Source organism: Caballeronia hypogeia, from assembly GCF_001544875.2.
Lineage (GTDB): Bacteria > Pseudomonadota > Gammaproteobacteria > Burkholderiales > Burkholderiaceae > Caballeronia > Caballeronia hypogeia.
Window position 1 is genome coordinate 15,815 of sequence record NZ_FCOA02000039.1, and the last position, 22,316, is coordinate 38,130.

Annotated in this window: 22 protein-coding genes; 7 read left to right on the top strand and 15 right to left on the bottom strand. The window is 62.9% G+C overall.

All coding sequences use genetic code 11. The features are described from left to right. The 3 genes from AWB79_RS33620 to AWB79_RS33630 all read right to left on the bottom strand — a co-directional run bounded on the left by AWB79_RS33620 (nt 1) and on the right by AWB79_RS33630 (nt 1,422). The gene (locus AWB79_RS33620) at nt 1-669 is read right to left on the bottom strand and encodes a cupin domain-containing protein (protein WP_061171774.1); all 669 of its coding nucleotides are present in this window, start codon (nt 667-669) and stop codon (nt 1-3) included. 72 nt (nt 670-741) lie between these two features. Beyond that, a complete protein-coding gene (locus AWB79_RS33625; protein ID WP_061171775.1) occupies nt 742-1,083 on the bottom strand; it encodes a carboxymuconolactone decarboxylase family protein in 342 nt (113 codons plus the stop codon). Between the two features lie 57 nt (nt 1,084-1,140). Continuing rightward, nucleotides 1,141-1,422 carry a hypothetical protein gene (locus tag AWB79_RS33630; protein WP_061171776.1) on the bottom strand — a complete coding sequence of 94 codons (282 nt, stop codon included), beginning with the start codon at nt 1,420-1,422 and terminating at the stop codon, nt 1,141-1,143. Nucleotides 1,423-2,654: 1,232 nt separating this feature from the next. On the opposite strand from AWB79_RS33630, the gene AWB79_RS33635 reads away from it, so the two are divergent. After that, on the top strand, nt 2,655-3,623 hold the full coding sequence (locus AWB79_RS33635; RefSeq protein ID WP_061171817.1) for a helix-turn-helix domain-containing protein: 969 nt from the start codon (nt 2,655-2,657) through the stop codon (nt 3,621-3,623). On the opposite strand, the gene benC is transcribed toward AWB79_RS33635, so the two are convergent. Beyond that, entirely contained in the window at nt 3,612-6,401 is a 2,790-nt protein-coding gene (benC, locus tag AWB79_RS33640) for a benzoate 1,2-dioxygenase electron transfer component BenC (protein WP_061171777.1), read from the bottom strand. The genes AWB79_RS33635 and benC overlap by 12 nt on opposite strands. A 429-nt stretch (nt 6,402-6,830) precedes the next feature. Here benC and AWB79_RS33650 point away from each other — a divergent pair, with 429 nt between their 5' ends. The 4 genes from AWB79_RS33650 to AWB79_RS33665 are packed head-to-tail and all read left to right on the top strand — an operon-like array spanning nt 6,831 to nt 9,405. Further along, complete coding sequence (locus AWB79_RS33650) at nt 6,831-7,538, top strand: amino acid permease (RefSeq protein ID WP_061171779.1); 708 nt, start codon at nt 6,831-6,833, stop codon at nt 7,536-7,538. Between the two features lie 48 nt (nt 7,539-7,586). After that, nucleotides 7,587-8,054 carry a fumarylacetoacetate hydrolase family protein gene (locus AWB79_RS41115; RefSeq protein WP_061171780.1) on the top strand — a complete coding sequence of 156 codons (468 nt, stop codon included), beginning with the start codon at nt 7,587-7,589 and terminating at the stop codon, nt 8,052-8,054. A 36-nt stretch (nt 8,055-8,090) separates the two neighbouring features. After that, nucleotides 8,091-8,753 carry a CoA transferase subunit A gene (locus AWB79_RS33660; protein ID WP_061171818.1) on the top strand — a complete coding sequence of 221 codons (663 nt, stop codon included), beginning with the start codon at nt 8,091-8,093 and terminating at the stop codon, nt 8,751-8,753. Then, nucleotides 8,746-9,405 (top strand): 3-oxoacid CoA-transferase subunit B, encoded by a 660-nt coding sequence (locus AWB79_RS33665; protein WP_061171781.1) that lies wholly within the window; start codon nt 8,746-8,748, stop codon nt 9,403-9,405. The genes AWB79_RS33660 and AWB79_RS33665 overlap by 8 nt, the downstream gene beginning before the upstream one ends. Nucleotides 9,406-9,418: 13 nt before the next feature. On the opposite strand, the gene AWB79_RS39850 is transcribed toward AWB79_RS33665, so the two are convergent. Then, nucleotides 9,419-9,571: a hypothetical protein gene (locus AWB79_RS39850; RefSeq protein ID WP_157695905.1), complete on the bottom strand. Its 153-nt coding sequence runs from the start codon at nt 9,569-9,571 to the stop codon at nt 9,419-9,421. Between the two features lie 537 nt (nt 9,572-10,108). Here AWB79_RS39850 and AWB79_RS33675 point away from each other — a divergent pair. Continuing rightward, a complete protein-coding gene (locus tag AWB79_RS33675; RefSeq protein ID WP_061171783.1) occupies nt 10,109-11,407 on the top strand; it encodes a TAXI family TRAP transporter solute-binding subunit in 1,299 nt (432 codons plus the stop codon). A gap of 207 nt (nt 11,408-11,614) precedes the next feature. Here the strand turns inward: AWB79_RS33675 and AWB79_RS33680 are convergent, their stop codons facing one another. Further along, entirely contained in the window at nt 11,615-11,827 is a 213-nt protein-coding gene (locus AWB79_RS33680) for a hypothetical protein (RefSeq protein ID WP_061171784.1), read from the bottom strand. Between the two features lie 45 nt (nt 11,828-11,872). Here AWB79_RS33680 and AWB79_RS39860 point away from each other — a divergent pair, with 45 nt between their 5' ends. Continuing rightward, entirely contained in the window at nt 11,873-12,106 is a 234-nt protein-coding gene (locus AWB79_RS39860) for a hypothetical protein (protein ID WP_157695906.1), read from the top strand. Between the two features lie 57 nt (nt 12,107-12,163). Here the strand turns inward: AWB79_RS39860 and AWB79_RS33685 are convergent, their stop codons facing one another. The 9 genes from AWB79_RS33685 to AWB79_RS33725 are packed head-to-tail and all read right to left on the bottom strand — an operon-like array spanning nt 12,164 to nt 22,314. Next, complete coding sequence (locus AWB79_RS33685) at nt 12,164-13,591, bottom strand: MFS transporter (RefSeq protein WP_061171785.1); 1,428 nt, start codon at nt 13,589-13,591, stop codon at nt 12,164-12,166. A 19-nt stretch (nt 13,592-13,610) separates the two neighbouring features. Then, the gene (locus tag AWB79_RS33690; protein ID WP_061171786.1) at nt 13,611-14,828 is read right to left on the bottom strand and encodes an NAD(P)/FAD-dependent oxidoreductase; all 1,218 of its coding nucleotides are present in this window, start codon (nt 14,826-14,828) and stop codon (nt 13,611-13,613) included. Next, the gene (locus tag AWB79_RS33695) at nt 14,821-15,786 is read right to left on the bottom strand and encodes a VOC family protein (protein ID WP_061171787.1); all 966 of its coding nucleotides are present in this window, start codon (nt 15,784-15,786) and stop codon (nt 14,821-14,823) included. The genes AWB79_RS33690 and AWB79_RS33695 overlap by 8 nt, the downstream gene beginning before the upstream one ends. 18 nt (nt 15,787-15,804) lie before the next feature. Beyond that, nucleotides 15,805-17,295: an aldehyde dehydrogenase gene (locus tag AWB79_RS33700; protein ID WP_061171788.1), complete on the bottom strand. Its 1,491-nt coding sequence runs from the start codon at nt 17,293-17,295 to the stop codon at nt 15,805-15,807. A gap of 15 nt (nt 17,296-17,310) precedes the next feature. Then, nucleotides 17,311-18,135, bottom strand: coding sequence for an aspartate dehydrogenase (locus AWB79_RS33705; protein WP_061171789.1), 825 nt, complete (start codon nt 18,133-18,135; stop codon nt 17,311-17,313). Next, nucleotides 18,128-19,795 (bottom strand): thiamine pyrophosphate-binding protein, encoded by a 1,668-nt coding sequence (locus tag AWB79_RS33710; protein WP_061171790.1) that lies wholly within the window; start codon nt 19,793-19,795, stop codon nt 18,128-18,130. The genes AWB79_RS33705 and AWB79_RS33710 overlap by 8 nt, the downstream gene beginning before the upstream one ends. Beyond that, nucleotides 19,788-20,603 (bottom strand): SDR family oxidoreductase, encoded by an 816-nt coding sequence (locus AWB79_RS33715; RefSeq protein WP_061171791.1) that lies wholly within the window; start codon nt 20,601-20,603, stop codon nt 19,788-19,790. The genes AWB79_RS33710 and AWB79_RS33715 overlap by 8 nt, the downstream gene beginning before the upstream one ends. Next, nucleotides 20,600-21,460, bottom strand: a complete 861-nt coding sequence (locus AWB79_RS33720; RefSeq protein WP_061171792.1) for an IclR family transcriptional regulator — start codon at nt 21,458-21,460, stop codon at nt 20,600-20,602. Before AWB79_RS33720 ends, AWB79_RS33715 begins: the two co-directional genes overlap by 4 nt. Further along, nucleotides 21,457-22,314: an alpha/beta fold hydrolase gene (locus tag AWB79_RS33725; RefSeq protein ID WP_061171793.1), complete on the bottom strand. Its 858-nt coding sequence runs from the start codon at nt 22,312-22,314 to the stop codon at nt 21,457-21,459. Before AWB79_RS33725 ends, AWB79_RS33720 begins: the two co-directional genes overlap by 4 nt. Between the last annotated feature and the right edge of the window lie 2 nt (nt 22,315-22,316).

Below are 22,316 nucleotides of genomic sequence, written 5' to 3' on the forward strand. Positions count from 1 at the left end.
CTATTCCTTCAGTCCGACGTTGATGAGATGCCCCGTCTTCACATAGACGCACGCACCGAGCGGGCCGGCAGCGAGGTTCGGCGCAGCGCCCACAGGAAAGCGCATCCATGCCCCGCGCCGATACTGGTGGCCGTCGAGGCTGGTCGAGCCGCTTATCACCAACACCTCGGCTGAATTCACGGGGCCGTTGAACAGGCGTGCGTTTGGTGCTAGACGCAGCATGCTTACTTCTTCCGATTCGCCGCTGAAGAGCGGGCAGACGTCTCCATCTTCACTGCGGCGCCACGCGGTTTCCGAGCGGGTGTCGATCCGTACGGATTGCGTTTCCGATTGCGCCATCTGCCATAGCTTGACGAAGATGATGGCGCCGGGAGAGGTGAAAGGCCGGTGCGATGAGCCTGGCGGGTTGCGAAGATACCAGCCGGCCGGATAGTCGCCGTCCGAGTCGGAAAAGACGCCCGAGAGCACCAAAATTTCTTCGCCGCCAGGGTGAGCATGGAGCGGAAAGTGCGACGCCGATGCGTAGCGCACGATGCTCGTTGCGCGCGCCTTCTCAGCGCCGAGGCGATCCAGCATCATGCGTTCGACGCCAGCCTGGGGCGAAGCAGTCCACCGGTAGTCGTCGGGTTCAACGATGACGGGTCGCGTGAAATCGGCGTTGACTAACATTTGCGTGAAGAATCTTGATGCGAGGGGCCGCTATCGGCGCGCGACTCGGCACGCGAGATAGCGGCAACGGCACTACTTTGACAGTTGCGAGTGAGCCTCGACGACTCGAGACGAATACACGAGCGCGGCACCAGCATTCAGCGCGATGGCGACACCGAGCGCTTCGGTGATCTCATCGAGCGATGCGCCATGTTCGACGGCCTTTTTCGTATGCACCGAAATGCACCCGTCACAACGCGTCGTTACGGCCACGGCCAGAGCAATCAGCTCGTGAATCTTGGGGTCCAGCTTTCCCTTTTTTCCCGCCGCGCCGTCTACGGCATTGAGACCCCGCATGACTTCGGGGTTCTGCTCGCCGAACTTTCCGACATTTTCCAGCAGTGCAGCGCGATAAGAATTCCAGTCTTGCATCATGATTTCGATCCTCTCCAGGAAATTGATGTGCAGTTGCGCACGTGTGTGCGTCTACGCTCATGCAGCCTGATAGACCCGTACGTCAGGCTCTGCATCGAGAAGAGGCTTCAGTTCGACAACGACGTCGCTAGTGAACATGTCGCTGCTCAGATAGGCCAGCGCGTTTTCCTGTGTATCGAAGCCATGCAAGACCTGTACGTCTTCTTCACGGACGAGCAGCTCTTTCGATTTTGCGCCAACGATCGTGTTCAGGAATGGGGCTTTGTACTCTTGGTAGACGCGAGCCGCGTCAGCGCGCTTGGTGTTCGGAACTTTCAAAGTAATTTCCAGGTAGACCACGGGGCAATCTCCATATTGAACGGCCGGCGGGGAGCAGCGGATCCTCGTGCGAGCTCGAGTTTCACTGCGGAAGACATATCGGCGGCTCCGTCATGTGCACACGGTGCGCCTTTCGTGTACCTATTCTTCACGCAGCGGGAAAGGCCGACAATGCAGATTTAGTGTCCGTGACCTAAAGAAAATCTTTACCGCAACTGGGGTCCGTTGTTGAACACCAGGCGCAGTGACCTGCGCATGGCAGATGCAATCGCTTTGTGCGGCTCGGCCTGGGTCGCAGCGCTTCCGCTGACGCCGCGCTGGATGGCGGTAGCGGACGGGGCTGAAGGGTGTCGGCATCTCGCTGATCGGGATCGTCACGAGTGCGCAGAACGGGTTATGTTCGGAAAAGATCGGCTTCGACAAAGGAGCGCTGCTGGTTTTGCCCTCGTGAGCGGCGCGATTAGGTCGACTCTGGCGTGTCGTTGTCGCGTCATACGCGACAACGGTTCATTGTGACGTCGCTGATGCCCAACTCACCGCTTGAATGTTCAATTCATACACTCCCGGTTGCTGAACGGAACCTGCAGTTCGCCGCCATCGGGCCTGACCGTTCTAGCGGCCGTTCAGCTTCGAGGAAGAGACATTGGTCTCGCCGCGGAGCGAGCGTCGGCTCAGGGTCGTTTTCACCAACCGGTCAACGTAGGTGACTCCTGTTCGATGAACACGCGGGATGACGGCGTGGCCTGGGCTCCGCTTGGGTTGTCGCGGCAGCGAATTGCTTTTTCACGCTGTGCGCCGAATCATGAGACGTCGGCGCGATCAGCCACGCGAGGTGCACGTCTATCTGCCGATGTGGGCAACTAATCGTCAGCGCCGCACACCTCATGAGCAAACTTCGCCATCGATCAGCCGCCGGCAGAACGAAGAGACTGGCCAACGACGAGTCGGTCGTATATCGGCCGCGGACAGTTTCCGATCCACGAGCGCCAAATGTCCCCCGACATTGGCGAACGCGCGGGCGATGCCGGCACCAATGCCACTTCCTGCACCCGTGACCACGCAGACCTTTCCGGCCAGATTCAGCGAGTAGGGGGTAGACGCCGCAGCGCGATTTCAAGTTCCTGTCTCAAGTCGTTGTACTTCCTTAAGTTTTCCTGTGAATTTGCTTCCTGAAATCCGTACCGTCATTGAACGCCCCAAGCGCCTGTGGAACAATGCACAGAGATCACATAGAGCAGGACATAACGTGCATCATGACCAATGACCTGCAGCGCCGCCGGACCGTTCTGCATTTCGCGCTATATGGCGCCGAAGCTGACCAATCCTGGCTCGACATGGTCCATTACGAACGCATTCCCCTGCGTGCCGGCCGCTTCGACTTCGACATCAAGCCGCACGTCCATGACGCGCTGATCCAGGTGCTCTACGTCACCGCCGGGGGCGGCGAGACTTTCATCGACGGCAAGACCTGGAAAGTCGAAGCGCCATGCCTGATCGTCGTGCCGGCGCGCTCGGTCCACGGCTTTCACTTCCGCAGCGACATCGACGGTCACGTCATCACCGCCGCGCAGTCCGCGTTGGAATCGCTGGCAATGGCGGCCGCGCCCGAGCTGCTGGAATTCATCCGCACGCCGACGGTGCTGTCGATCGATCCCGACGTTGAGCGCGGCACACCCCTTGACACCCTTTTTGAGTCGATCGGGCGCGAGGCGGAGAGCCACGAGCGCTGGCAGTTCACCGCGGGGGCCGCACTGACGATTGCCCTGTTCGTCAAGATCGGGCGCCTCAGCGAGAGCACCCGGCTTTCAGCCAGTTCCGAGCAGCGGACCATGGCCGTGCGGATCGAGCGGTTCCGCGCCTTACTCGACCGCCATTGCCGCGAGCGGCGGCCGGTCGCCAGCTATGCCGACGAAATGGGCGTGAGCACCGGCCAGCTCTCGCGTATCTGCCGCGCCGCCTTCGGGGTCTCGGCCATCGAGGCAATCGATGCACGCTCGATCCATGAGGCCAAGCGGCTGCTCGGCTATTCGACGCTCAGCGTCAAACAGATCGCCAGTGAACTGGGCTTTCAGGACGAGGCCTATTTCGGTCGCTTCTTCCGCAAGCAGACGGGGCTTCCGCCAACCGAATACCGCGCTGCGGCCCACGATCGCTCCTTGCCGTCTGAAAAGGGAGAGCGGGCCGACCCCGCTTCACCCCCGTCGTCCGGGTCAGGCCGATAACCCACGGAACTTCACGAACAGGTGTTCCGGGCCGGAGTTGGTCAGGTTGTTGCCCCGGACATACTGGATCGGCTTTGCCTGATCGAGTGCGATATCGCCAATCTTGCGGGCCAGAGCCTTCGTGGCGATGAGCGTCTCCAGCTTGGCGAGCGGCGCGCCGAGGCATTTGTGCATGCCGTTGCCGAAACCCAGATGGCCGCTGGAATCGCGGTCGATGTCGAAGGTCTCGCCCGCGGCAAACTTGCGGCTGTCGCGGTTCGCAGCCGACAGCAGCAATCGCACCACCGCGCCCTTGGGCAGATCGATGCCCGCGACCGTGGTCGCCTCGGTGGTGATGCGGCTCACGCGCTGGACGGTCCCGCGGTAGCGCGCCACTTCCTCGACGAAACGGTCGGCGTCGGCGGGGTTTTCGCGGATCCGCCCAAGCAGATCCGGCTGTTCGGCAAACATGCGAAAAGCGTTGGCGACAAGGATGGTCGTCGTATCGTGCCCGGCGATGAAGACGAAGGCGCACAACTCCTTCGCCTCCTTTTCCGAAAGCAACCCGTCTTTCCACATGCGCGCGATATGCCCGCCGATCGACTGGCTGTCGGTGCGAGCGAGCCGCTCCATCGCGTCCTTCAGGTATGCGAAGAAAGCCTGCGCGCTTTGTTCGTCGGTGCCGGTCCCCGGCGCGTTGCGGGCGAGGCGGCCGAAGTAGCTGAAGGTCTCGTCCGACCAGAACTTCATCTTCTCCTCATCCTCGTTCGGCACGTCGATCATCGTGGAGATGGTCGAGATGCTGAGCGGGATGGCGAAATCGTTGACGATATCACCGCCGCCGTTGGCGATCATCGCGTCGAGCAGGTCCTCCGCCCTCTGCCCGATCTGCTCGATGAAGGGATCGAGCGCCAGCGGCAGGAAGGACGGCTGGACGACCTTGCGCAACCGCGAATGATCGGGCGCATCGAACAGCGTCAGGAAGGTCAGCGGCGGCGGGCTGACGACCTCGGAGGAAAACAGCTTCGGGTTGCGGATCGCCTGGTAGACGTCGTCATAGCGCGAGAGGAACCACACGTCCGAAGTCGCCGACTGGCAACGCAGCACCGGCGCGTGCTCCCGCATCCAGCGGTAGTGCTCGTAAGGGTCGCCTTGCGAGCCGTCATCGACCACCTTGAACGGCTCCAGCCCCTCGGGCCAGTCCAGTTCGTGCGAATAGGGCGGAAGGGTTTTCGCCGTGAACGGGCAGATCTGCGGCGCGCTTTGCGGAACAGCCGCCGGGGGAGGAGGGGGCGCTGCGAGCATGGGCGCCGTTTTGCCCGGCGTCATACGTTCCAGAGCCCGGCTCATCGTGGCCTTGGAATGGAGCGCATGCAGCGCGATCACGTCTCGCGCCGCGTTCAGGTCGCCCAGTTCGAAGGCGGCGACAATGTCCCGATGTTGCTGGACGATATCGCCGACGATCTCGATCTGGTCGGTCAGCGCGCGAACGATGTAGTCCTGCACGGCCAGTTGCCGGTAGAGCGCGATCAGTTGCGCGTTCCCGGAAGCTTCGATCGTGAACAGGTGAAAGGCATGGTTTGCCTCGATGTAGCGCGCAACGTCGGTAAAGCGCTGTCCGGACACGAACGGCGCCGTCGCCTCGGCGAGCTGGCGGAAGGTCATCAGTTGCTCGCTCGACAGCCGGCCCATGGTCAGCTGCGCCGCCCCCAGTTCGAGCGCCATGCGCAGGTCGAAGGCTTGATCGACATCAACGGGAGCGATGCGCTCCTCGCCGGTCTGAACCACCAGACCGGTGCCGGCGAACTTCTCGTAATAGAAGTTGCGCGGCGTCAGCCCTTCGGACGAAAGAAAATTGCGGACCGCATCCACCATCGGCGGCGGGCCGCAGAGGTAGACATCAGCATCCCCATCGTTGAGCTGCGACGCGCTGATGTGGTGGGTGACATAACCCTTGTTGGGATGGGAACTGTCGGGGCTTGCGACGGTGCAGGCATAGGTGAAGTTGGGCAGACGCCGTGCATAAGATTCGAGGCGGTCGATGCCAACCAGATCCTCGTCGGTGTTGACACCCAGAATCATGTGGATCGGGTACGGACTTCCGCCGTCTGCGACGATCTTGTCCAGCATCGAGAGAAATGGCGCGAGGCCCGTGCCGCCCGCCAGAAACAGCACTGGCCGCTCGATCGCGCGCAGGTAGAAGCCTCCCAGCGGGCCGCGAAACTCGATTGGGTCTCCCGCTTTGGCGGTGTCGCAGAGCCATCTCGACATCACCCCTCGGGGTACGTTGCGCACGAGGAAGGACAGGCGCGGCTCGGACGGCCCCGAGCTGAACGAGTAGGAGCGTGTCTGATCGGTGCCCGGGACCCGGATGTTGACATACTGCCCAGGAAGGAAGCTGAGATCTGCGCGGTTCTCGAGCTCGACAGAGAAAGCGATCGTGGTATCTGACGCTCGTTGGCAGGCGACGATTCGTCCGCTGTGGGAGGAAGGTCCGGTACCCGAGACATCGGAGTTCGTGGCGATCTGAATCACACAGTCGGAACGTGGGCTCATCTGGCAGGTAAGAACCTTGCGGGCGCTCGCCTCCTCGGGGCTAAGCGCATCTTCTACGCAGTCGCCCAGAGCATACTCGCCGGACTCGCAGACCGCCTTGCAGGTGCCACACACACCGTCACGGCAATCGAGTGGAATATTGAGCTTGGCGCGAATGGCGGCATCGGTGATTCGCTCGCTCTCCTCGCACTCGATGAAGCGGGTCACTCCGTCCTCAAAACGAAGGGTTATCTGATGGGCCATGACGGTGTCTCCTCTAGAGGCGCCCGAACAACCGCTCGGATGGCGGTATCGTCGGTCGGGTTGGCGCGCGAGGTAACCTTGTTTCTCGCAAGCGCCCGGCGGGTTCAGTGACGCCAATTTAGAGCCTCAGCCGCATTCCTCTCAATGGACAGAGACGTCGTTAGACCGGACAAAACGTGCACCGACGTCTCGTTGAGACTTCATGTACCAAGTTTGGGATTTCGCAATGTTCAATCTCAGCGTCGACAGCAAGCTTGCAAGCTTCGCGCTGGTACCCTGACGTGGGAGAGTGGATCCGAATCCATCCATCAGCAACTTGTGGTCGCACGGCGGCTTCCTGCCGAACGGCATTTCGGGGCTGGGCATGTCTTTCGCGTTCGTCATGTTCGCGTTCGGTGGCGTGGAGATTTCGCGTTCGGTGGCGTGGAGATGCTGGGTTTCGCCGCAGCGGAAACCGACGAGCCGCGCAAGGTGATTCCGAAAGCGATGGTGGTCCTGCTGTCGCTCACGCCCTGGAACGCGCTCGTCGCACAACTCAAGGCCGGCGGCGGTGCCTACAGCAGCAGCCCGTTCGTGCTGGTCTTCTCGGGAATCGGAGCGCACTTCGCCGCGCACATCCTGAACTTCGTGATTCTGACGGCCACGCTGTCCGTCTATAACAACATGGTCTACAGCAGCAGCCGCCTGCTGTATGGCATGGCTCTCGAAGGCAACGCGCCGAAGTCTCTCATGCAGGTCAACAAGCGCGGCGTGCCGGTGCGCGCCATCGTCTATCCCGGCATTGTGACTGCGTTCTGCATCGTGCTGAACTACGTGGCGCCTGCAGGCGTGATCGAATTGCTGATGTCTTTGATCGTCGCGGCGCTCGTCATCACCTGGGTCGTCGTCATCGTGGCGCACATGGGCTTTCGCATGAGCAGCAAGGAGAAGGGCATCGCCGCGCGGTTTCCCGCCCCCCTCGCGCCGTTCACGAACTACCTGTGTCTGCTGGCGATGGCCGTGGTTGTGGTCGTCATGCTGCTGACGCCGGACATTCGCGTGTCTGCCATCGCGATCCCGATCTGGATTGCCATCGTCTACGTGTCGTATCGCATCGTTGCGCCGAAGACGCTGCAAGTGCCTGTCGACGCGTCCTGAATTCAATCTCTAGAGGAAATCACCGTGACTGCGCTTTTTGATAATCCAATGGGCCTGGTGGGCTTCGAGTTCGTCGAATTCGCCTCGCCCGTTTCGAACGTGCTCGAGCCGATGATGGAGAAACTCGGCTTCGCGCTCGTCGCCAAACATCGCTCGAAGGACGTGGTGCTGTATCGTCAGGGCGACATCAATTTCATCTTCAATCGTGAACCGAACAGCCCGGCGGCGTGCGGTCTGGCATTTCGTGTGAAGGACGGTTGTAATCTCAATCCTGGCGATTTGCTGGGCACGGGAACGCTTTCGGGACCGAAGCCGGAGCAAGCGGCATCGTTGATGGAGCTGACATCGAACGGCAAACAGCCCATCACGCTTTCCAACGGCGAAGAGCGCGGCTTTTTAAATGACGGCGACAGCATTATCCTGCGAGGATATTGCCAGCGCGCGGGACAACGCCGCGTTGGATTCGGGGAGTGCCGGGGCACGGTCCTGCCAGCTCGCGGCTCTCGCGCGGCCTGATGCCGACGCCACAGTGATGAAATGGAAGGAGGCTCGATGGGCAAGACCTGTAATGTGAGCGATGCCGTAGCCTCCATTCCGGAGGGAGCGGCGCTGATGATTGGCGGCTTCATGGGCGTCGGTACGCCGCGACGCCTGATCGACGAACTGGTACGGCAGGAACGCCGCGGGTTGACCGTCATCGCCAATGACACGGCACGACCGGGCATCGGTATTGGCCGGCTGATTTCGGCGCGACTCGTGAAGCGTCTCATCACCAGTCATATCGGCACCAACCCCGAGACGCAGCAACAGATGCTTGCACATGAGATCGATGTCGAGCCCGTTCCTCAGGGAACGCTCGCGGAAAGAATTCGCGCCGGCGGACACGGTCTTGGAGGGGTGCTGACGCCCACCGGCGTGGGTACGGTCGTGCAGGACGGAAAGCAGACGCTCGAAATCGACGGGCGGCTATTCCTCGTGGAGCGGCCACTGCGAGCCGACTTCGCGCTCGTCAATGCATGGCGCGCCGATCACATCGGTAATCTGACTTACGCGATGACGGCCCGCAACTTCAATCCGCTCATGGCGATGGCCGCCGATGTCGTCATCGCCGAGTCGAAGGAGATCGTGCCGACGGGCGTCATCGCACCTGACGATGTGATGACGCCCGCCGTGATCGTGGATCGGCTGATTGGCAGGGAGAGACTCAATGGATGACAAGAAGCTGATCGCGATGCGCGTTGCACAGGAGCTGCGCCCGGGCTACCTCGTGAATCTGGGTATCGGTCTGCCGACGCTGGTCGCTGCCATGGTGCCCAAGGACGCCGATATCTTTTTTCAGTCGGAGAACGGCATCATCGGTATGCACGCCATTCCCGAGGAAGGCCTCGAAGCGGAAGACCTGACTGAAGCCGGCGGGAGTCCCATCAGTGCGCTCCCAGGCGCGGCGACGTTCGATAGTGCGATGTCTTTTGGCCTGATCCGCGGTGGCCATCTCGACGTGACCGTGCTCGGCGGCCTTCAGGTCGATCAACAAGGGCGGCTTGCAAACTGGATGGTGCCCGGACACATGGTTCCGGGAATGGGAGGCGCGATGGATCTGGTCACGGGCGCTCGACGCGTCATCGTGGCCATGACACATACGGCGAAGGGCAAGCCGAAGATCGTCGAGAACAGTACGTTGCCGCTGACTTCCCAAAGGAGAGTGGACTTGATCGTGACCGAACTGGCGGTGATCAGGCCCTCGGAGCAAGGACTGGTGTTGCAGGAGCTCGCGCCGGGCGTTGAGGTCGAAACCGTCCAGCGCGCGACAGAAGCACGTCTGATCGTCCCGGATGAAGTTTCCACGATGCGCTTCGACTCGAAATAGACGACTCGCGACCTTACGCAAGCGTCTCGCGCAAATCGGATCGCACCGCGCCGGCTTTTCCTGCGTCAACGATCATCTGTGTAACAACGTCGAGTTGCAACGAGGTTGCCTGTTCATCGACACCGAAGATCCGCATCACGGAAAGACCACGCAGTGCAGCGAACACAACCGCCGCGAAGTGCTCGGGTTGGGAATGCGTCTCGGCGATTTCCGGGAAGACGGCCCAACGAAGGGCGTCGAGCTCAGCGCGCCCGAAGCGAGCGAAGATCCGCTCGTAGCCAAGTCATGCGCCGATAACCTCAAAGTGCTTTAAAGGATGCGCGAGGAGCTTTCGCACGACGATGGCGTGAATGCGGCCGACGTCCGGACATCGTCCGCATTCGGCTCGAGCCAAAAACAGGTTTCGAGGGCTGCTCGAGAGACTACACATGTCGCTGGCTCCCCTTGCCGAAGCAGGGCGAAAGCGAGGGTGCTTTTTATCAGCCGAGACCTGTGGTTCTGGAGCGGGCAGTTTCATGCGGCGTGTAAGATCGAATGAGGCAGGCGTCGGCAGGCGATACATCGCGTGCCTTTCGTTGGTAACGTAGGTGCTTTTCCCATACCTGATCATGGTGCGCCGCGGTCCTTACCGCGGCGAAGCCTGGAGGGCCGGGTAACGATGCCCAGACACAATCCAGCGCTGCAACGCAGCCAGAAAGCACCCATGACCCGGGCGAGGCGGCGCCTGCTGATCATCGGCTTGATCGCTCTGTTAGCCGCGTCCGGCTGGGTGATGACGATCGTGGTCGAACCCGCGTTCCAGCGCACCATCGTCATGACCAGCGGTGCGGACAACGGCATTTATCGCGGCTTTGCGGATCGCTATGAGCCCATCCTGAAGCGCGCGGGCATCAAACTCGATATCCGCGGTTCTTCCGGCTCGGTGGAAAATTACGAGCGGCTAAGGGACCCGAACAGCGCCTATGACGTCGGCTTCATCCAGTCGGGCACCACGAGCCCGAAAGAGACCGACAACCTGCAGACGATAGCGGCCGTGTCATATGAACCGATCTGGGTGTTCTATCGCGGCGACACGACGGTCGACCGCCTCTCGCAACTGCGCGGCAAGAAGATTTCAATGGGCGTGCCCGGCAGTGGCCTGCTCAACGTCGCGCAATCATTGCTCGGCTATAGCGGCATCACGAGCCAGAATTCCACGCTGCTGCAAATGAATGCGCCCGCGGCTTATCAGGGGCTCGAAAGCGGGCAGATCGACGCGGCCTTCTTCATCGGCAGGCCCGATGCCGACATGCAGAAAACACTGCTGACCAGCAGTCTGAAGTTGATGAGTTTCTCGCAGGCCGATGCACTGGTTCAGAAAATCCCGTCGCTTTCGAAAATCGTTCTACCGCGCGCATCGACGAGTGTCGCTGAAGATCTGCCGCGCACCGACGTCACGCTGCTCGCGGCGACGGCGCTGCTCGTATCGAAAGACACGATGCATCCGGAGCTCATCTATCTGCTGCTCGACGCGGCGCGCATCGTCCACGGCCGCGAAGATTACTTCACGCAGCTCGGCACGTTTCCGAACACGCACACGGACGAATTCCCGATCTCCGACGAAAGCGTTCGCTATTTCAAATCCGGCCAGCCGTTCCTGTACCGCAACCTGCCGTTCTGGCTCGCGAGTCTGATCGAACGACGGCTCTTGATCCTCGTGCCGTTCGCGGCGCTCCTGATCGGTTTGGTTCAGGCATTGCCGCGCCTGCTCGAAGCGCGGATGAGAAAGCGGCTCGTGGTCTGGTATCGCGAGATCAAGGCACTGGAAGATGAAGTGTGGAACAGCAGCGAGCCGACCCGCTCTCAAATTGCGAAATGGAGCGATGAGATCGAAAACATCGACGCGAACGCGAGCCGGATACGAATTCCGTATCGCTATTTTCAGGACGTGTACGCCCTCAAGCAGGCGATTGGCGTCGTCCGGGACCGGATAGCGCATGTTGCGCAGAGAGCGAAGGGGTAGCCGCGAGTCCGCGCACGCGCGATCTTTTGACGCCACGATACGACGCTGCCGAGAAGCGTCTTCAAGCGGACGGCCCGACACGTCGTTCCGGGATATCGATACGTAGATGCGGAGTCGCTTTCCGGCCGATCGAGCGTGGCATCGTGAATATCGATGTCCCTTCCCGTACGGGCGAAGGGACATCGGCGATCAGAACGCAGAATCAGGTCAGATGATCATCGGACCTTTTATTCGTCCTTCCCAGATTGCGTTGTTGATGTCGAAATCGTCGACGGTTCCCTTACCGGGCCCCCCATCGACGGTAACGGCGACACTGCGGCCGCCGACGATACGCCGCATTTGCGCGGGCGTGAGCGTGGCTTCGTCGCTTTGCGCGAACGGATCGTGCGGGATGTCAGCGATGACCAGGATGCGTTTCATGATGTTTCTCCTGCTACACAAGTGCGAAGAGGTCTTGAGATCTGAATGAGCACGGCACATGCTCGCTTCGATTTTTGCAAGGGCCATGCCAATATCCGGAAGCGCATGCATGAATACGCCGGACCCTTGATTCCCGGGCCTGCGCGCATGTTCGGCACGCGTCCGCCCCCATCTCGACAGCCTGTGTGTTGGATGCCCGCGAACAACCAGGCACCGCTGCTGTTCGCGCGGAACATGCACAGCGCGGCGAGTGATGCCGCGCTGTGCCGCAGCCAGTGACGGAAGCATTTCCCGGCCTGCTCGGCGCGATGCGCCGGGGCTGAGATGAAATCCACGTCAGGCTTCGAGCTGCTCCAGCACCTTGCCTTTCGTCTCGATGCCCATGAAGTGCACCGCGACGGCCGCTACGACGGGCACCACAGCGAGCGCATAGAACGCGATGTTCATGTTCCCGCCCATCAACGTCTTGCCTACGAGCGCCGGCGCGAAGATCGCCGCGATCTTGAGCCATGCGCCGCCGAGGCCGCATCCGAACGCGCGGATGCTCGTCGGATACAACTCGGGCGTATAGACATACGCGGTGATGAACCCGCACGCCATGAAGCCGAGCGCGAGCGCGCAGAATGCCGCAACCACATACACCGACTGCGTGACGAACACGCCGGCACACACGAGCGACACCGCGCACAGCACGAACGACCAGTTGATGACCGGCTTGCGCCCGATCTTGTCGACGATCAACGCACACGTAAGCGAGCCGAGCACGCCGAGCACGGATGCCGCGACCGCGAGATTCAGCGCGAGCTGCAAGGGCGCGTGATAGACGGTCTGGTAGATCGTCGGGAGCCACGTCGAGAGGCCGTACTGAAGCACGCCGCACGTCATCCACAGAAGTGCGACCGCGACCGTGCGCTTGATATAAGCCGGTCCGATCAGATCGAGACGACGGCGTTTCGGATGACGGCTCGCCATCTCTTCGAACTCGGCGAGATTGCCGAGCGGCGGCAACGGTTGCTTCACGGTCGCTTCGAACGCGGCGAGGGCATTGCCTGCTTCGTTCATGCGGCCGCGTTCGCCGAGCCAGCGCGGCGACTCCGGCACCAGCGTGCGCAGCAGAAAGAACAGCACCAGCGGAATGCCGCCGATGAAGTACATCGCTTCCCAGCCGAAGCGCGGCACGATCCACGCGCCGAGCGCATTCGATGCGAGCAGGCCGATGGGAAACACGATCTCGTAGAGCAGCACGAAGCGGCCGCGTCCATGCGCACGCGTGATCTCGTTGATGTAGGTCGCCGCAACGGGCAACTCGCCGCCGAGCCCGAGCCCCTGCACGATCCGCAACGCGACGAACACCGCGAACGATGGCGCGAAGCCGCACGCGATGCTCGTCAACCCGATGATGCCCGAGCTCCACGCGATCGAGCGCACGCGCCCGAAGCGTTCCGCGAGCGACGGGAACAGGAACGCGCCGATCAACTGCCCGATGGAGCCCGACGCGATCAGAAAGCCGACCTGACCGGGCGTCAGCCCCCACTTCTGGATGAGCAGCGGCAGCGTCGCCGCGATGACGATGACATCGAAGCCATCGAAGAAGGTCGCCGCGCCGATCAGGATACGGGCACGCACCTGCATCGCGTTGGCGGGCAGCCGCTCGATGCGCGCGATGATCGATCCCTTCGTGACCGCGTGAGCGGCGGTGGCCGCGTCGGCGACTGGTGTAGCGGTGCCGCCGTGTCCGGCTATCGTATTGCCCATGCTCCTCATGCCTGCTCCCGTCTGTATGTTATGCGAGTGCTTTCGCCGTATCGGCAAGCGCTGCGATGTCGACCGCGCGCCCCTGGCTCATCCATTTCTTCGCGACTTTCAGATCACGCGTTGCGTTGATCGCGATGACACCGCGCAACGCAGCGCCATCGAAGAAGAACAGCGACGCGCGACGCGCCTCCAGATCGCCGCGCACCACCGGCGTCGCGCCCGGCGGAATGTCGCCGAGAATCTGAAGGTTCACGTCGTACTGATCGGACCAGAACCACGGAATCTCCGCATAGGGCGCGCGCACGCCGAGGACCGCGCGCGCGGTGGCGATCGCCTGGTTCTGCGCGTTCGCCCACGATTCGAGACGCACTCGCCGCTTCAGCCACGCATTCGGATGATTGGCGACATCGCCGCAGGCGAACACGCGCTCATCGCCGGTCGCGCCGAATTCATCGACGACGATGCCGTCGTTCACTTCGATGCCCGCGCGTTCCGCGATCGCCGTATGCGGCGTGAGACCGATGCCCGCGACCGCGAAGTCCGCGTCGAGCGTCGTGCCGTCCGCGAGTTGCGCCCGCACGCCGTTGCCGAAATCTTCGAGCGAAACAAGCGATGCTTCGAGACGCACATCGACACCGTTATCGCGGTGAAGCTTCAGCAGAAAGCCGGACACGCTCTCGGGCACCGAACGACCGCACAGACGCGACGCGCCTTCGATCACCGTTACGTCGACGCCGAGCTTCTTCGCGGTCGCCGCGACTTCGAGGCCGATCCATCCGCCACCGATCACGAGCAGCCGCCTGCTATGGCTTTCACGAAGGCGCTTGCCGATGTGAACCGCATCGTCGAGCGTGCGCAGGTAAGCGAGATGCGAGGTCTTCACCATCGCGTCCGGCAGACGCCGCGCGGCACCGCCCGTCGCGATGACGAGCCGGTCATACTGCACTTCGCGGCCGCTCACGGTACGCACGATCCGCGCTTCGCGATCGATCGATGCCGCGCATTCCGGCTGCCACGCTTCGACATTCAGTTCGGCGAACGCATCGTGATCGACGAGACGCACGGTATCGATATCCGCTTCGCCCGCGAGCACGGCCTTCGACAGAGGCGGGCGCTCATAAGGGAGATGGATCTCATCGGCGATCATCACGAGCCGCCCGTCGAAGCCTTCCTTGCGCAAGGTCTTGACGATCCATCCGGCAGCCTGTCCGCCGCCGATCACCACGACTGTTTGAACATCAGCCATTTTTCCGCTCCGTCATGAACTTGCCTTCCGGCGCTTTCGCGTCTTTCTGGCGGCGCGTGTTGCCATCGAGACCGCCATCGACGGCCCATTCGGCGAACACGGTCGGACCCGGTTCGAATTCGCGCGGCTGCCACTCGGGCGTGAGCACGTCTTCATCGGCGTAATACTCGATAAGGCCGCCCGCCGGATTCCTGAAGTACCAGAAGTACGCCGACGAAACGGGATGGCGTCCCGGTCCGAGTTGCGTGGTCCAGCCGCATCGGCTGATGTGCAGACCGCCGCCGAACACTTCGTGGATATCGCGCACGGTGAACGCGACGTGATTCAAACCGCGCTTGCCATCGGGCAGTTGCAGGAGAAACAGATCGTGATGCCCGCCGTGCGGCGCGCAGCGCATGAACGCGCCGCGTCCCGGATAGCGGTCCGAGGTCTCGAAGCCGAGCAGCTCGTGATAGAACTTCTCCTGCTCCGCGACGCAGTTCGTGAAGAACACGACATGGCCCACCTCCACCGGCTCCGCGCGTTCATAGACCGGGCTCGGCGTATCGACGCGCAAGGTTTGCCCCCACACGTTCGAAGGCGATCCCTTCACGTCGATGTCGCGCTTCTTCGTCACTTCGACACGAATCGCCATGCCGTTCGGATCGATGCAACCGACTGCTTCATCGGTTTCGTAATGGCCGGGCTGGCCCGCGAAGCGTCCGCGCAACTCATCGAGTTCGGCGCGTGTCGCGACAGCCCATGTCACTTCGCGCAACGTCGGACCGCCTTCGAAGGCGGGCGGCAGCGCCGGATCGCTCGCGAGCGCGAGCAGCACTTCGCAGCCGTTGAGTGTTTCGAAACGCGCGCGCGTCTCGTCGTGCGCGACTTCCTTCAGACCCCAGTCGGCGAAAAATCGCCGGCAGGTGTCGAGGTCCGTCACGCCATAGGTGATTCGTTCAATACCGAGAATCGTCATCACTGCCTCGTCTTTAGCTCAGTTCGCCCACGGCAGCGGGGCATCGTTCAAGCCCCAGTACAGGCTCTTCTGCTGCATGTATTCGCGCAGACCGAGACGGCCTTTCTCGCGTCCCATGCCGCTGTCCTTCCAGCCGCCGAAAGGCGTCGAAATCGAAAATTGCTTGTAGGTGTTGATCCAGACCGTGCCCGTATTCAGCGCGCGCGCGACGTTCCATGCGCGCTTGTAGTCGCGCGTCCAGATGCCCGCCGCGAGGCCGAACACGCTGTCGTTCGCCTGTTGCATCAGTGCGGCTTCATCGTCGAAGGGAAGGGCGGCGAGCACCGGGCCGAAGATTTCTTCCTGGCACATGCGTGCGTCGTTCGTGAGGCCTTCGATGATCGTCGGCAGATAGAAGAAGCCCTTTTCGCGGCCATCGCCGGTGGGACGTTCGCCGCCGCACAACAGCGTGCCGCCTTCTTCGAGACCGAGCGCGACATAGCGCTCGATGCTTTCGCGATGATGTCCCGTGATGAGCGGACCCATCTGGGTGTTATCGCGCGTGGGATCGCCGACACGCAACTTGCGCGCGCCATCGACGAGGCGCGCCATGAACTCGCCATACACCTTGCGCTCGACGAAGAGACGCGATCCCGCGATGCACGATTCCCCCGACGAACTGAAGATGCCGTACAGCACGCCGTTCACCGCATGATCGAGATCGGCATCGGCATACACGATGGTCGGCGACTTGCCGCCGAGTTCGAGCGAGACCGGCATCAGCTTTTCCGCTGCGAGACGCGCGATGCCGCGGCCCACTTCCGTGCCCCCCGTGAATGCGACCTTCTTCACGAGCGGATGACGCACGAGCGCATCGCCGATCACGGAGCCTTTGCCCGGCAGCACGCTCACGACGCCTTTCGGCACGCCCGCTTCCTCGCAGATGCGCGCCAGCGCGAGCGATGCGAGCGGCGTCACTTCAGCGGGCTTCAACACCACAGCGTTGCCGGCCGCGAGCGCGGGCGCGAGCTTTTGCGCATCGGAGGCGATCGGCGAGTTCCACGGCGTGATGGCCGCGACGACGCCGAGCGGCTCGTGCACGCTCATCGTCAGATAGTCGCCGCGCGAGGGTGTGAGTGCTTCTTCGAGCGTTTCGAGGCACGATGCGAAATAGCGGAACGTATTGGCCGCGCTCGCCACGAGTGCGCGCGTTTCGCTGATCGGCTTGCCGTTGTCGCGTCGCTGCAAGTGCGCGAGCGCTTCGTGGCGCGCTTCAATCAGATTGGCAATGCGATGGAGGATTGCCGCGCGCTGATGCGGTTTCAGGCCGGCCCAGTCGGCCTTTCTGAAAGCGCGATCCGCGATCTCGACGGCTTCGCGCGCATCGTCGGCGTTCGCCGTGCTGATTTCCGCGTTGACGCTTTGATCGGCGGGATAGAGGCTCGTATACGGATTGCCGCGCCCTTTGCGCCATTCGCCGCCGAGATAGATATCGCCGGACGTCACGAGCGAAGTGTCGGGATGATTCATCGTTGCAAAAACTCCTTAGATGACGCAGCGCGCGGCGCGATTCTTCAGCGCGCGGATCGCGCTGAACGCGGTGAGCGCGGATGTCTTGGGATTCGACGGCAACGGCTTGCCGCACATTTCGAGCGACATCTCGCCGAACGCGCCGCGCGCGACGATGCGATGCACGTTGCGCTCGACGGCCGGATCGGCGATCAGGCGCACGCGCGTGCCGTCGAGACCGAGGCCCGCCAGCGCGATGGTCGCCGCGACGTTCGCGTTCTTCGGATAGAGCCGCGCGGCATCGCGCGCCGTGCCTTCGAAGATGACCTTTTCTTCGGTCAGCGAGTTCAGATCGCAGACGCCTTCCGCGGGCGTGCCGAGCCAGCCGAGCGGGGGCTTGCGGCCGGTGTACTGCACCTCGTCGAGGCCGCCTTCCTTCGCGGCGGCGAGCGCATCGACGCCGCCGATCGCGCCTGAGAGCAGCGTGATCGTGGCCGCGCCTTCATCGGCGGCATTCGAAAGCGCGTCGAGCAGCCCGGCTTCCGACAGCGCGCCGATCGACGCCACCGCGCAATCCGTGCCCGACTTGAGCAGCGGCACGACGTGGTCGACGAGCGCCGCGTGGCCCGCGCATTCGAGCGCGAACTCCGGGTGACTGGCGAGCGCACCGACGTGCGACACGACATCGACGTTGTCGCCTAGCACCGAGCGCACGTGATCGCGATCATGTTCCGGCACGATCACATGCGAGATGCGCACGTGCGGATCGTGGTCGAGCGCGCTGAAGACCGCGCGCCCGATCGCGCCGAAGCCGATCATCGCGATGTCGATCGCGTGATTCGCATGACGGGGATCACGCATATTCCGGCTCCTTCGGCTCTTCCTTCTTCACGGGCGGGCCTGCGAACGCGGTGGCGAACGAGCCGACCGACAGCATGTCGACTTCGACGAGCACCGGACCGTCGATGGCAAGTCCTTCGCGCACGATGTCGTCGGCCTGATCGAGCGACGTGATGCGGCGATGCGCAAGACCGAGACTCGCGCAGAACTGCGCGAAATCCGGCTGATGCAGATCGACGAACATGCGGCGGCCGCCGTAGTTCGCGTCCTGAATGTTGCGGATCACGCCGTAGCATTGATCGTTCATCAGCACGATCATCACGTTGGCCTTTTCCTGCACGGCGGTCGCGAGTTCGCCGACATTGACCATCAGACCGCCGTCGCCCACGAGTGCGACAGTCTTCTTCGCCGCGCCCGAGAGCGCCGCGCCGATCGCCATCTGCATGCCCTGGCCGATGCCGCCGCCGAGCGCATGCACGCCCGCGCGCGGATTGAAGATCTTCAGCAGGCGATTGCCCCACGTGCTGTTCGAGATCGTGACGTCGCGCACCCAGTTGTAGTCGCGGCCTACCGCGCGCTGCAGCGAATCGACGAGGCGCTTGTACGGCCCGAGTCCCTTCGATACTTCCGCGACCGCCGTTTCGCGCGCGGCGGCGAGATCGGCGGCGAAGCCCGCATCGACGCGAATGCGTCCTTCGAGCAGCGTCGCGAGTTCATCGAGTACGCGCGCCGCATCGCCGTGCACGAAGAGATCGTTGCGATAGCCGCGGTTGTCGGCGAGCGCATCGGCATCGACGCGATAGAACGGCTGCGGCAGCGCGAGCTTGTACTTCAGCGTTTCGTTGCCGCGCAGGCGCGAGCCGACGACCACGAGCGCATCGCACGTCTTGTAGAAGACCTCGACGGACGGATGCACGTTGAATGCGCCGAGCGTCGCCGGATGATCTTCGGGCAGCACGCCGCGACCCTGCACGCTCGTCACGACGCCGAAGCCCAGCTTCACGAGGCGCTCGACGGCGCGCTTCGCATGACGCGTGCCGCCGCCGAGCCACAGCAGAGGGCGTTTTGCCTGGGTCAGCGCATCGGCGAGCTGCTTTACGCGCAAGCTGTCGTGCGTGAGCGCGCCGACATGCGGTGCGGCCAGGTCGGCGGGCCATTCGATTTCCGCGGCCTGAATGTCGATGGGAATCTCGACGCTCACCGGACCCGCGGGCGCGCTCATCGCGACGCGCACGGCTTCGCGGATTGTCGGCAAGGCGGTTTCGACGGTTCTCACGCGAAACGCCGCCTTCGAGATCGATTGCAGCATCGACAACTGATCGGGCGCTTCGTGGATATACGCGAGGTCCTGATCGAGATATTCCGTTTCGATCTGCCCCGTGACGTGCAGCAACGCCGTGCCGGCGGTCAGCGCTTCGACCATCGCGCCCGCGGCGTTGCCGGCGGCGGTGCCCGTCGATGTGAACGCGACGCCGAGTTCGCCGGATACGCGTGCGAGACCGTCGGCCATGTTCAGCGCGCCCGCTTCGCCGCGCGCGCCGACATAACGGATGTTGCCGCGACGGCCGATCGCATCGAGGATCGGCATGTTGTGAATCGAGATGACGCCGAACGCCGTGCGCACGCCGCATTGTTCGAGAAAAGCGGCGATCAGTTCGCCGACCGTGGATATTTCAGACATGACGAGCAAAGCCTCCGGAAACATCGATATGACTGCCGGTCGTGTACGACGACAGCGTTGTTGCGAGATAAAAGAGCGCCTGGGCCGCTTCTTCGGGCAGACCGAAGCGTCCGAGCGGAATGTTTTTCTTGCGCGCGAGCTCGGCGGTCCATTGCTGCCAGCTCAGGCGCTCGGGGTGATCGGCGTTTTCGTTCAGATAGTTTTGATAGCGACGCTTCCACTGCCCGGATTCCACGATGCCGATCAGAATCGAATTCACGCGGATGCGTTGCGGCGCGAGTTCGGTCGCGAGCGATTTCACGAGACTCAGCACGCCGGCTCGCGCCGACGACGTCGCGACCATGTGCGGCTCGGGCTGGAGCGCGAGCAGCGAGTTCACGCAGACGATGGCGGGCGATGCGGCGTCCTTGAGCATCGGCAGGAACGCGCGCGTCGGGCGGATGATGCTGAAGTACTTCAGATCCAGCTCGTCGCGCCAGGCGTCGTCGGTCGTATCGGCGAACGTGGACACGCGGCCTTGACCGGCGTTGTTCACCAGCATGTCGACGCGGCCGAAGCGCTCCATCACGCGCGCGGCGAATGCGCCGACCTGCTCCGCGTCGAGCACGTCGCAGCGCGCGGCGAGCAGTTGCGCCTGTGGGAATTCCTGTGCGAGCGCGGTTTGCGCGTCTTCGAGGCGTTCGCCATCGCGTCCGCACATGGCGACCGATGCGCCCGCGCGCAGAAACAAACGCGCGGCGGCGAGGCCGATGCCCGACGAGCCGCCGGTGATGACGGCAACCTGTCCGGTGAGATCGATTTGAATCATTGCAACCCCAGAGACTTCATGTAACGGCTCGACGCGCCAGGGCGCGCGGCCGGACGATAGTTGAGACGCATCGAGAGCGCGTCGGCGGCTTCGCGGACCTTGTCGATGAGGCCGCTGCCCAGCAACGCGGCATCGATCTCGGGACGCGGGATCGTCGTCGTGATGACGGCGACGATGCGCCCCGTGTCGTTGCGAACCGGCGCGGTCACGACCGAAATGCCGCGCTCGAACGACGATTGACTCGTAGCGAAGCCGCGTTCGGCGTCTTCCTTCACGCGCTCGTAGAGTGCTTCGACCGTTTCAGGCGTCGAGTTCGTGAAGCGCTCCAGATGCGCTTCCGGATAAAGCGCGCGAAGTTCGTCGAGCGACAGATCGCCCATCAGCACGTGACCGTGCGTCGTCGCATGCGCGGGCAGGCGCGTGCCGACATTCACCTTCACCGAACTGAAGATCGGCGCGTGACTCTGCGCCTTCGCGACGAACACGACATCGCGGCCATCGCGGATGAGAATGTGGCTCGTCAGGCCGGTTGCATCGCGCAATGCCTCGATGATCGGCAAGCCGAGATCGGTCAGTTCGAGCGAGCTCAGATATTCGAAACCGAGGCGCAGCACGGCCACGCCGAGGCGATAGTTGCGGTCCTTGTCCGCGCGCTCCAGAAAGCCGAGCGATTCGAGCGTCTGCAACAGGCGGAAAACCGTGGTGCGCGGAATGCCGAGGCGCCGCGACAATTCGGGCGCGCCGAGCACGGGCTCGCGCGGCGAGAACTCGGTGAGGATCTTCAGACCGCGTTCGAGTCCCGGCACGATATAAGTCGGTTCGCCCTTGTCGGTTTCTTCTGTGACGAGGGATGTCATTGCGGAACTCCGTCTTTCATATGGCAGTCGATGCCCTGGCAAAACGAGTCAATCAGCGCCGTGTACGCGGCGGGCGATTCGACATAACCCGCGTGTCCGGCGCGCGGCATCACTTGCAGGCTGACGTGCGCGGCCTGCGCGATGCGCTCGCATGCGGCGGGCGGCGTAATCGCGTCGTCCGCGCCCACCGCGACCGCGATGCGTCCGTGAAAGCGCGCGAGGTCCGCCTCGAGATCCGCGTTCGCGAGCAAGTGCGTCGCTTGCGCGTAGCCTTCGGGCACGATGCGGGCCATGTTCCAGCGCACCCATTCGCGCGCGGCTTCGTCGGCGTATTGCGAGACCATGTTGGCGCTGCGCTCGCTGGCGAGTCCTTGCGGGCCGAGTTCGTCGAGCATCTTCAGACGCGCGTCGCGTTTCGATTCGCGCAGTTCCTTCGATGCAGCGCCATATCCGGCGGCGGGCGAGATCAGCAGCAACCCCGCCACGCGTTCCGGCGCGTTTGCCGCGAACGAACCCCCGATGATCGCGCCGAGCGAATGACCGACGAGCACGCATCGATCGACATCGACCACATCGAGCCATGCGCTCAACGCCCGTGCATAATCGGACGCATCCGGCGACCCGCTCGAAACGCGCGTGGAAGCGCCGTATCCCGGCGCATCCCACGCGAGCACGCGACGCTTCGCGTCGAGCGCTTCGAGCTGACGAACCCACGACGCCGCACCCGAGCCGATTCCGTGCAGCAACACCACGGGCAGGGTGCGCTGCGACACACCAGCCTCGCGATAACCCGTGATGCCGTGCGCGGTATCGATTTTCATATCTGGAAAGCGAGCGAGCGTCTCGATGTTCATCG

Excerpts from the sequence above, each read along its gene's own strand:
- AWB79_RS33660 (WP_061171818.1), top strand. The coding sequence starts at position 8,091 with ATGGGCAAGACCTGTAATGTGAGCGATGCCGTAGCCTCCATTCCGGAG.
- AWB79_RS33715 (WP_061171791.1), bottom strand. The coding sequence starts at position 20,603 with ATGATTCAAATCGATCTCACCGGACAGGTTGCCGTCATCACCGGCGGC.
- AWB79_RS33665 (WP_061171781.1), top strand. The coding sequence starts at position 8,746 with ATGGATGACAAGAAGCTGATCGCGATGCGCGTTGCACAGGAGCTGCGC.
- AWB79_RS39860 (WP_157695906.1), top strand. The coding sequence starts at position 11,873 with ATGAGCACGGCACATGCTCGCTTCGATTTTTGCAAGGGCCATGCCAAT.
- AWB79_RS41115 (WP_061171780.1), top strand. The coding sequence starts at position 7,587 with ATGGGCCTGGTGGGCTTCGAGTTCGTCGAATTCGCCTCGCCCGTTTCG.
- AWB79_RS33710 (WP_061171790.1), bottom strand. The coding sequence starts at position 19,795 with ATGTCTGAAATATCCACGGTCGGCGAACTGATCGCCGCTTTTCTCGAA.
- AWB79_RS33680 (WP_061171784.1), bottom strand. The coding sequence starts at position 11,827 with ATGAAACGCATCCTGGTCATCGCTGACATCCCGCACGATCCGTTCGCG.
- AWB79_RS33695 (WP_061171787.1), bottom strand. The coding sequence starts at position 15,786 with ATGACGATTCTCGGTATTGAACGAATCACCTATGGCGTGACGGACCTC.
- AWB79_RS33675 (WP_061171783.1), top strand. The coding sequence starts at position 10,109 with ATGACCCGGGCGAGGCGGCGCCTGCTGATCATCGGCTTGATCGCTCTG.
- AWB79_RS33685 (WP_061171785.1), bottom strand. The coding sequence starts at position 13,591 with ATGAGGAGCATGGGCAATACGATAGCCGGACACGGCGGCACCGCTACA.
- AWB79_RS33620 (WP_061171774.1), bottom strand. The coding sequence starts at position 669 with ATGTTAGTCAACGCCGATTTCACGCGACCCGTCATCGTTGAACCCGAC.
- AWB79_RS33635 (WP_061171817.1), top strand. The coding sequence starts at position 2,655 with ATGACCAATGACCTGCAGCGCCGCCGGACCGTTCTGCATTTCGCGCTA.
- benC (WP_061171777.1), bottom strand. The coding sequence starts at position 6,401 with ATGGCCCATCAGATAACCCTTCGTTTTGAGGACGGAGTGACCCGCTTC.
- AWB79_RS33700 (WP_061171788.1), bottom strand. The coding sequence starts at position 17,295 with ATGAATCATCCCGACACTTCGCTCGTGACGTCCGGCGATATCTATCTC.
- AWB79_RS33690 (WP_061171786.1), bottom strand. The coding sequence starts at position 14,828 with ATGGCTGATGTTCAAACAGTCGTGGTGATCGGCGGCGGACAGGCTGCC.
- AWB79_RS33720 (WP_061171792.1), bottom strand. The coding sequence starts at position 21,460 with ATGACATCCCTCGTCACAGAAGAAACCGACAAGGGCGAACCGACTTAT.
- AWB79_RS33725 (WP_061171793.1), bottom strand. The coding sequence starts at position 22,314 with ATGAACATCGAGACGCTCGCTCGCTTTCCAGATATGAAAATCGATACC.
- AWB79_RS33650 (WP_061171779.1), top strand. The coding sequence starts at position 6,831 with ATGCTGGGTTTCGCCGCAGCGGAAACCGACGAGCCGCGCAAGGTGATT.
- AWB79_RS33705 (WP_061171789.1), bottom strand. The coding sequence starts at position 18,135 with ATGCGTGATCCCCGTCATGCGAATCACGCGATCGACATCGCGATGATC.
- AWB79_RS33625 (WP_061171775.1), bottom strand. The coding sequence starts at position 1,083 with ATGATGCAAGACTGGAATTCTTATCGCGCTGCACTGCTGGAAAATGTC.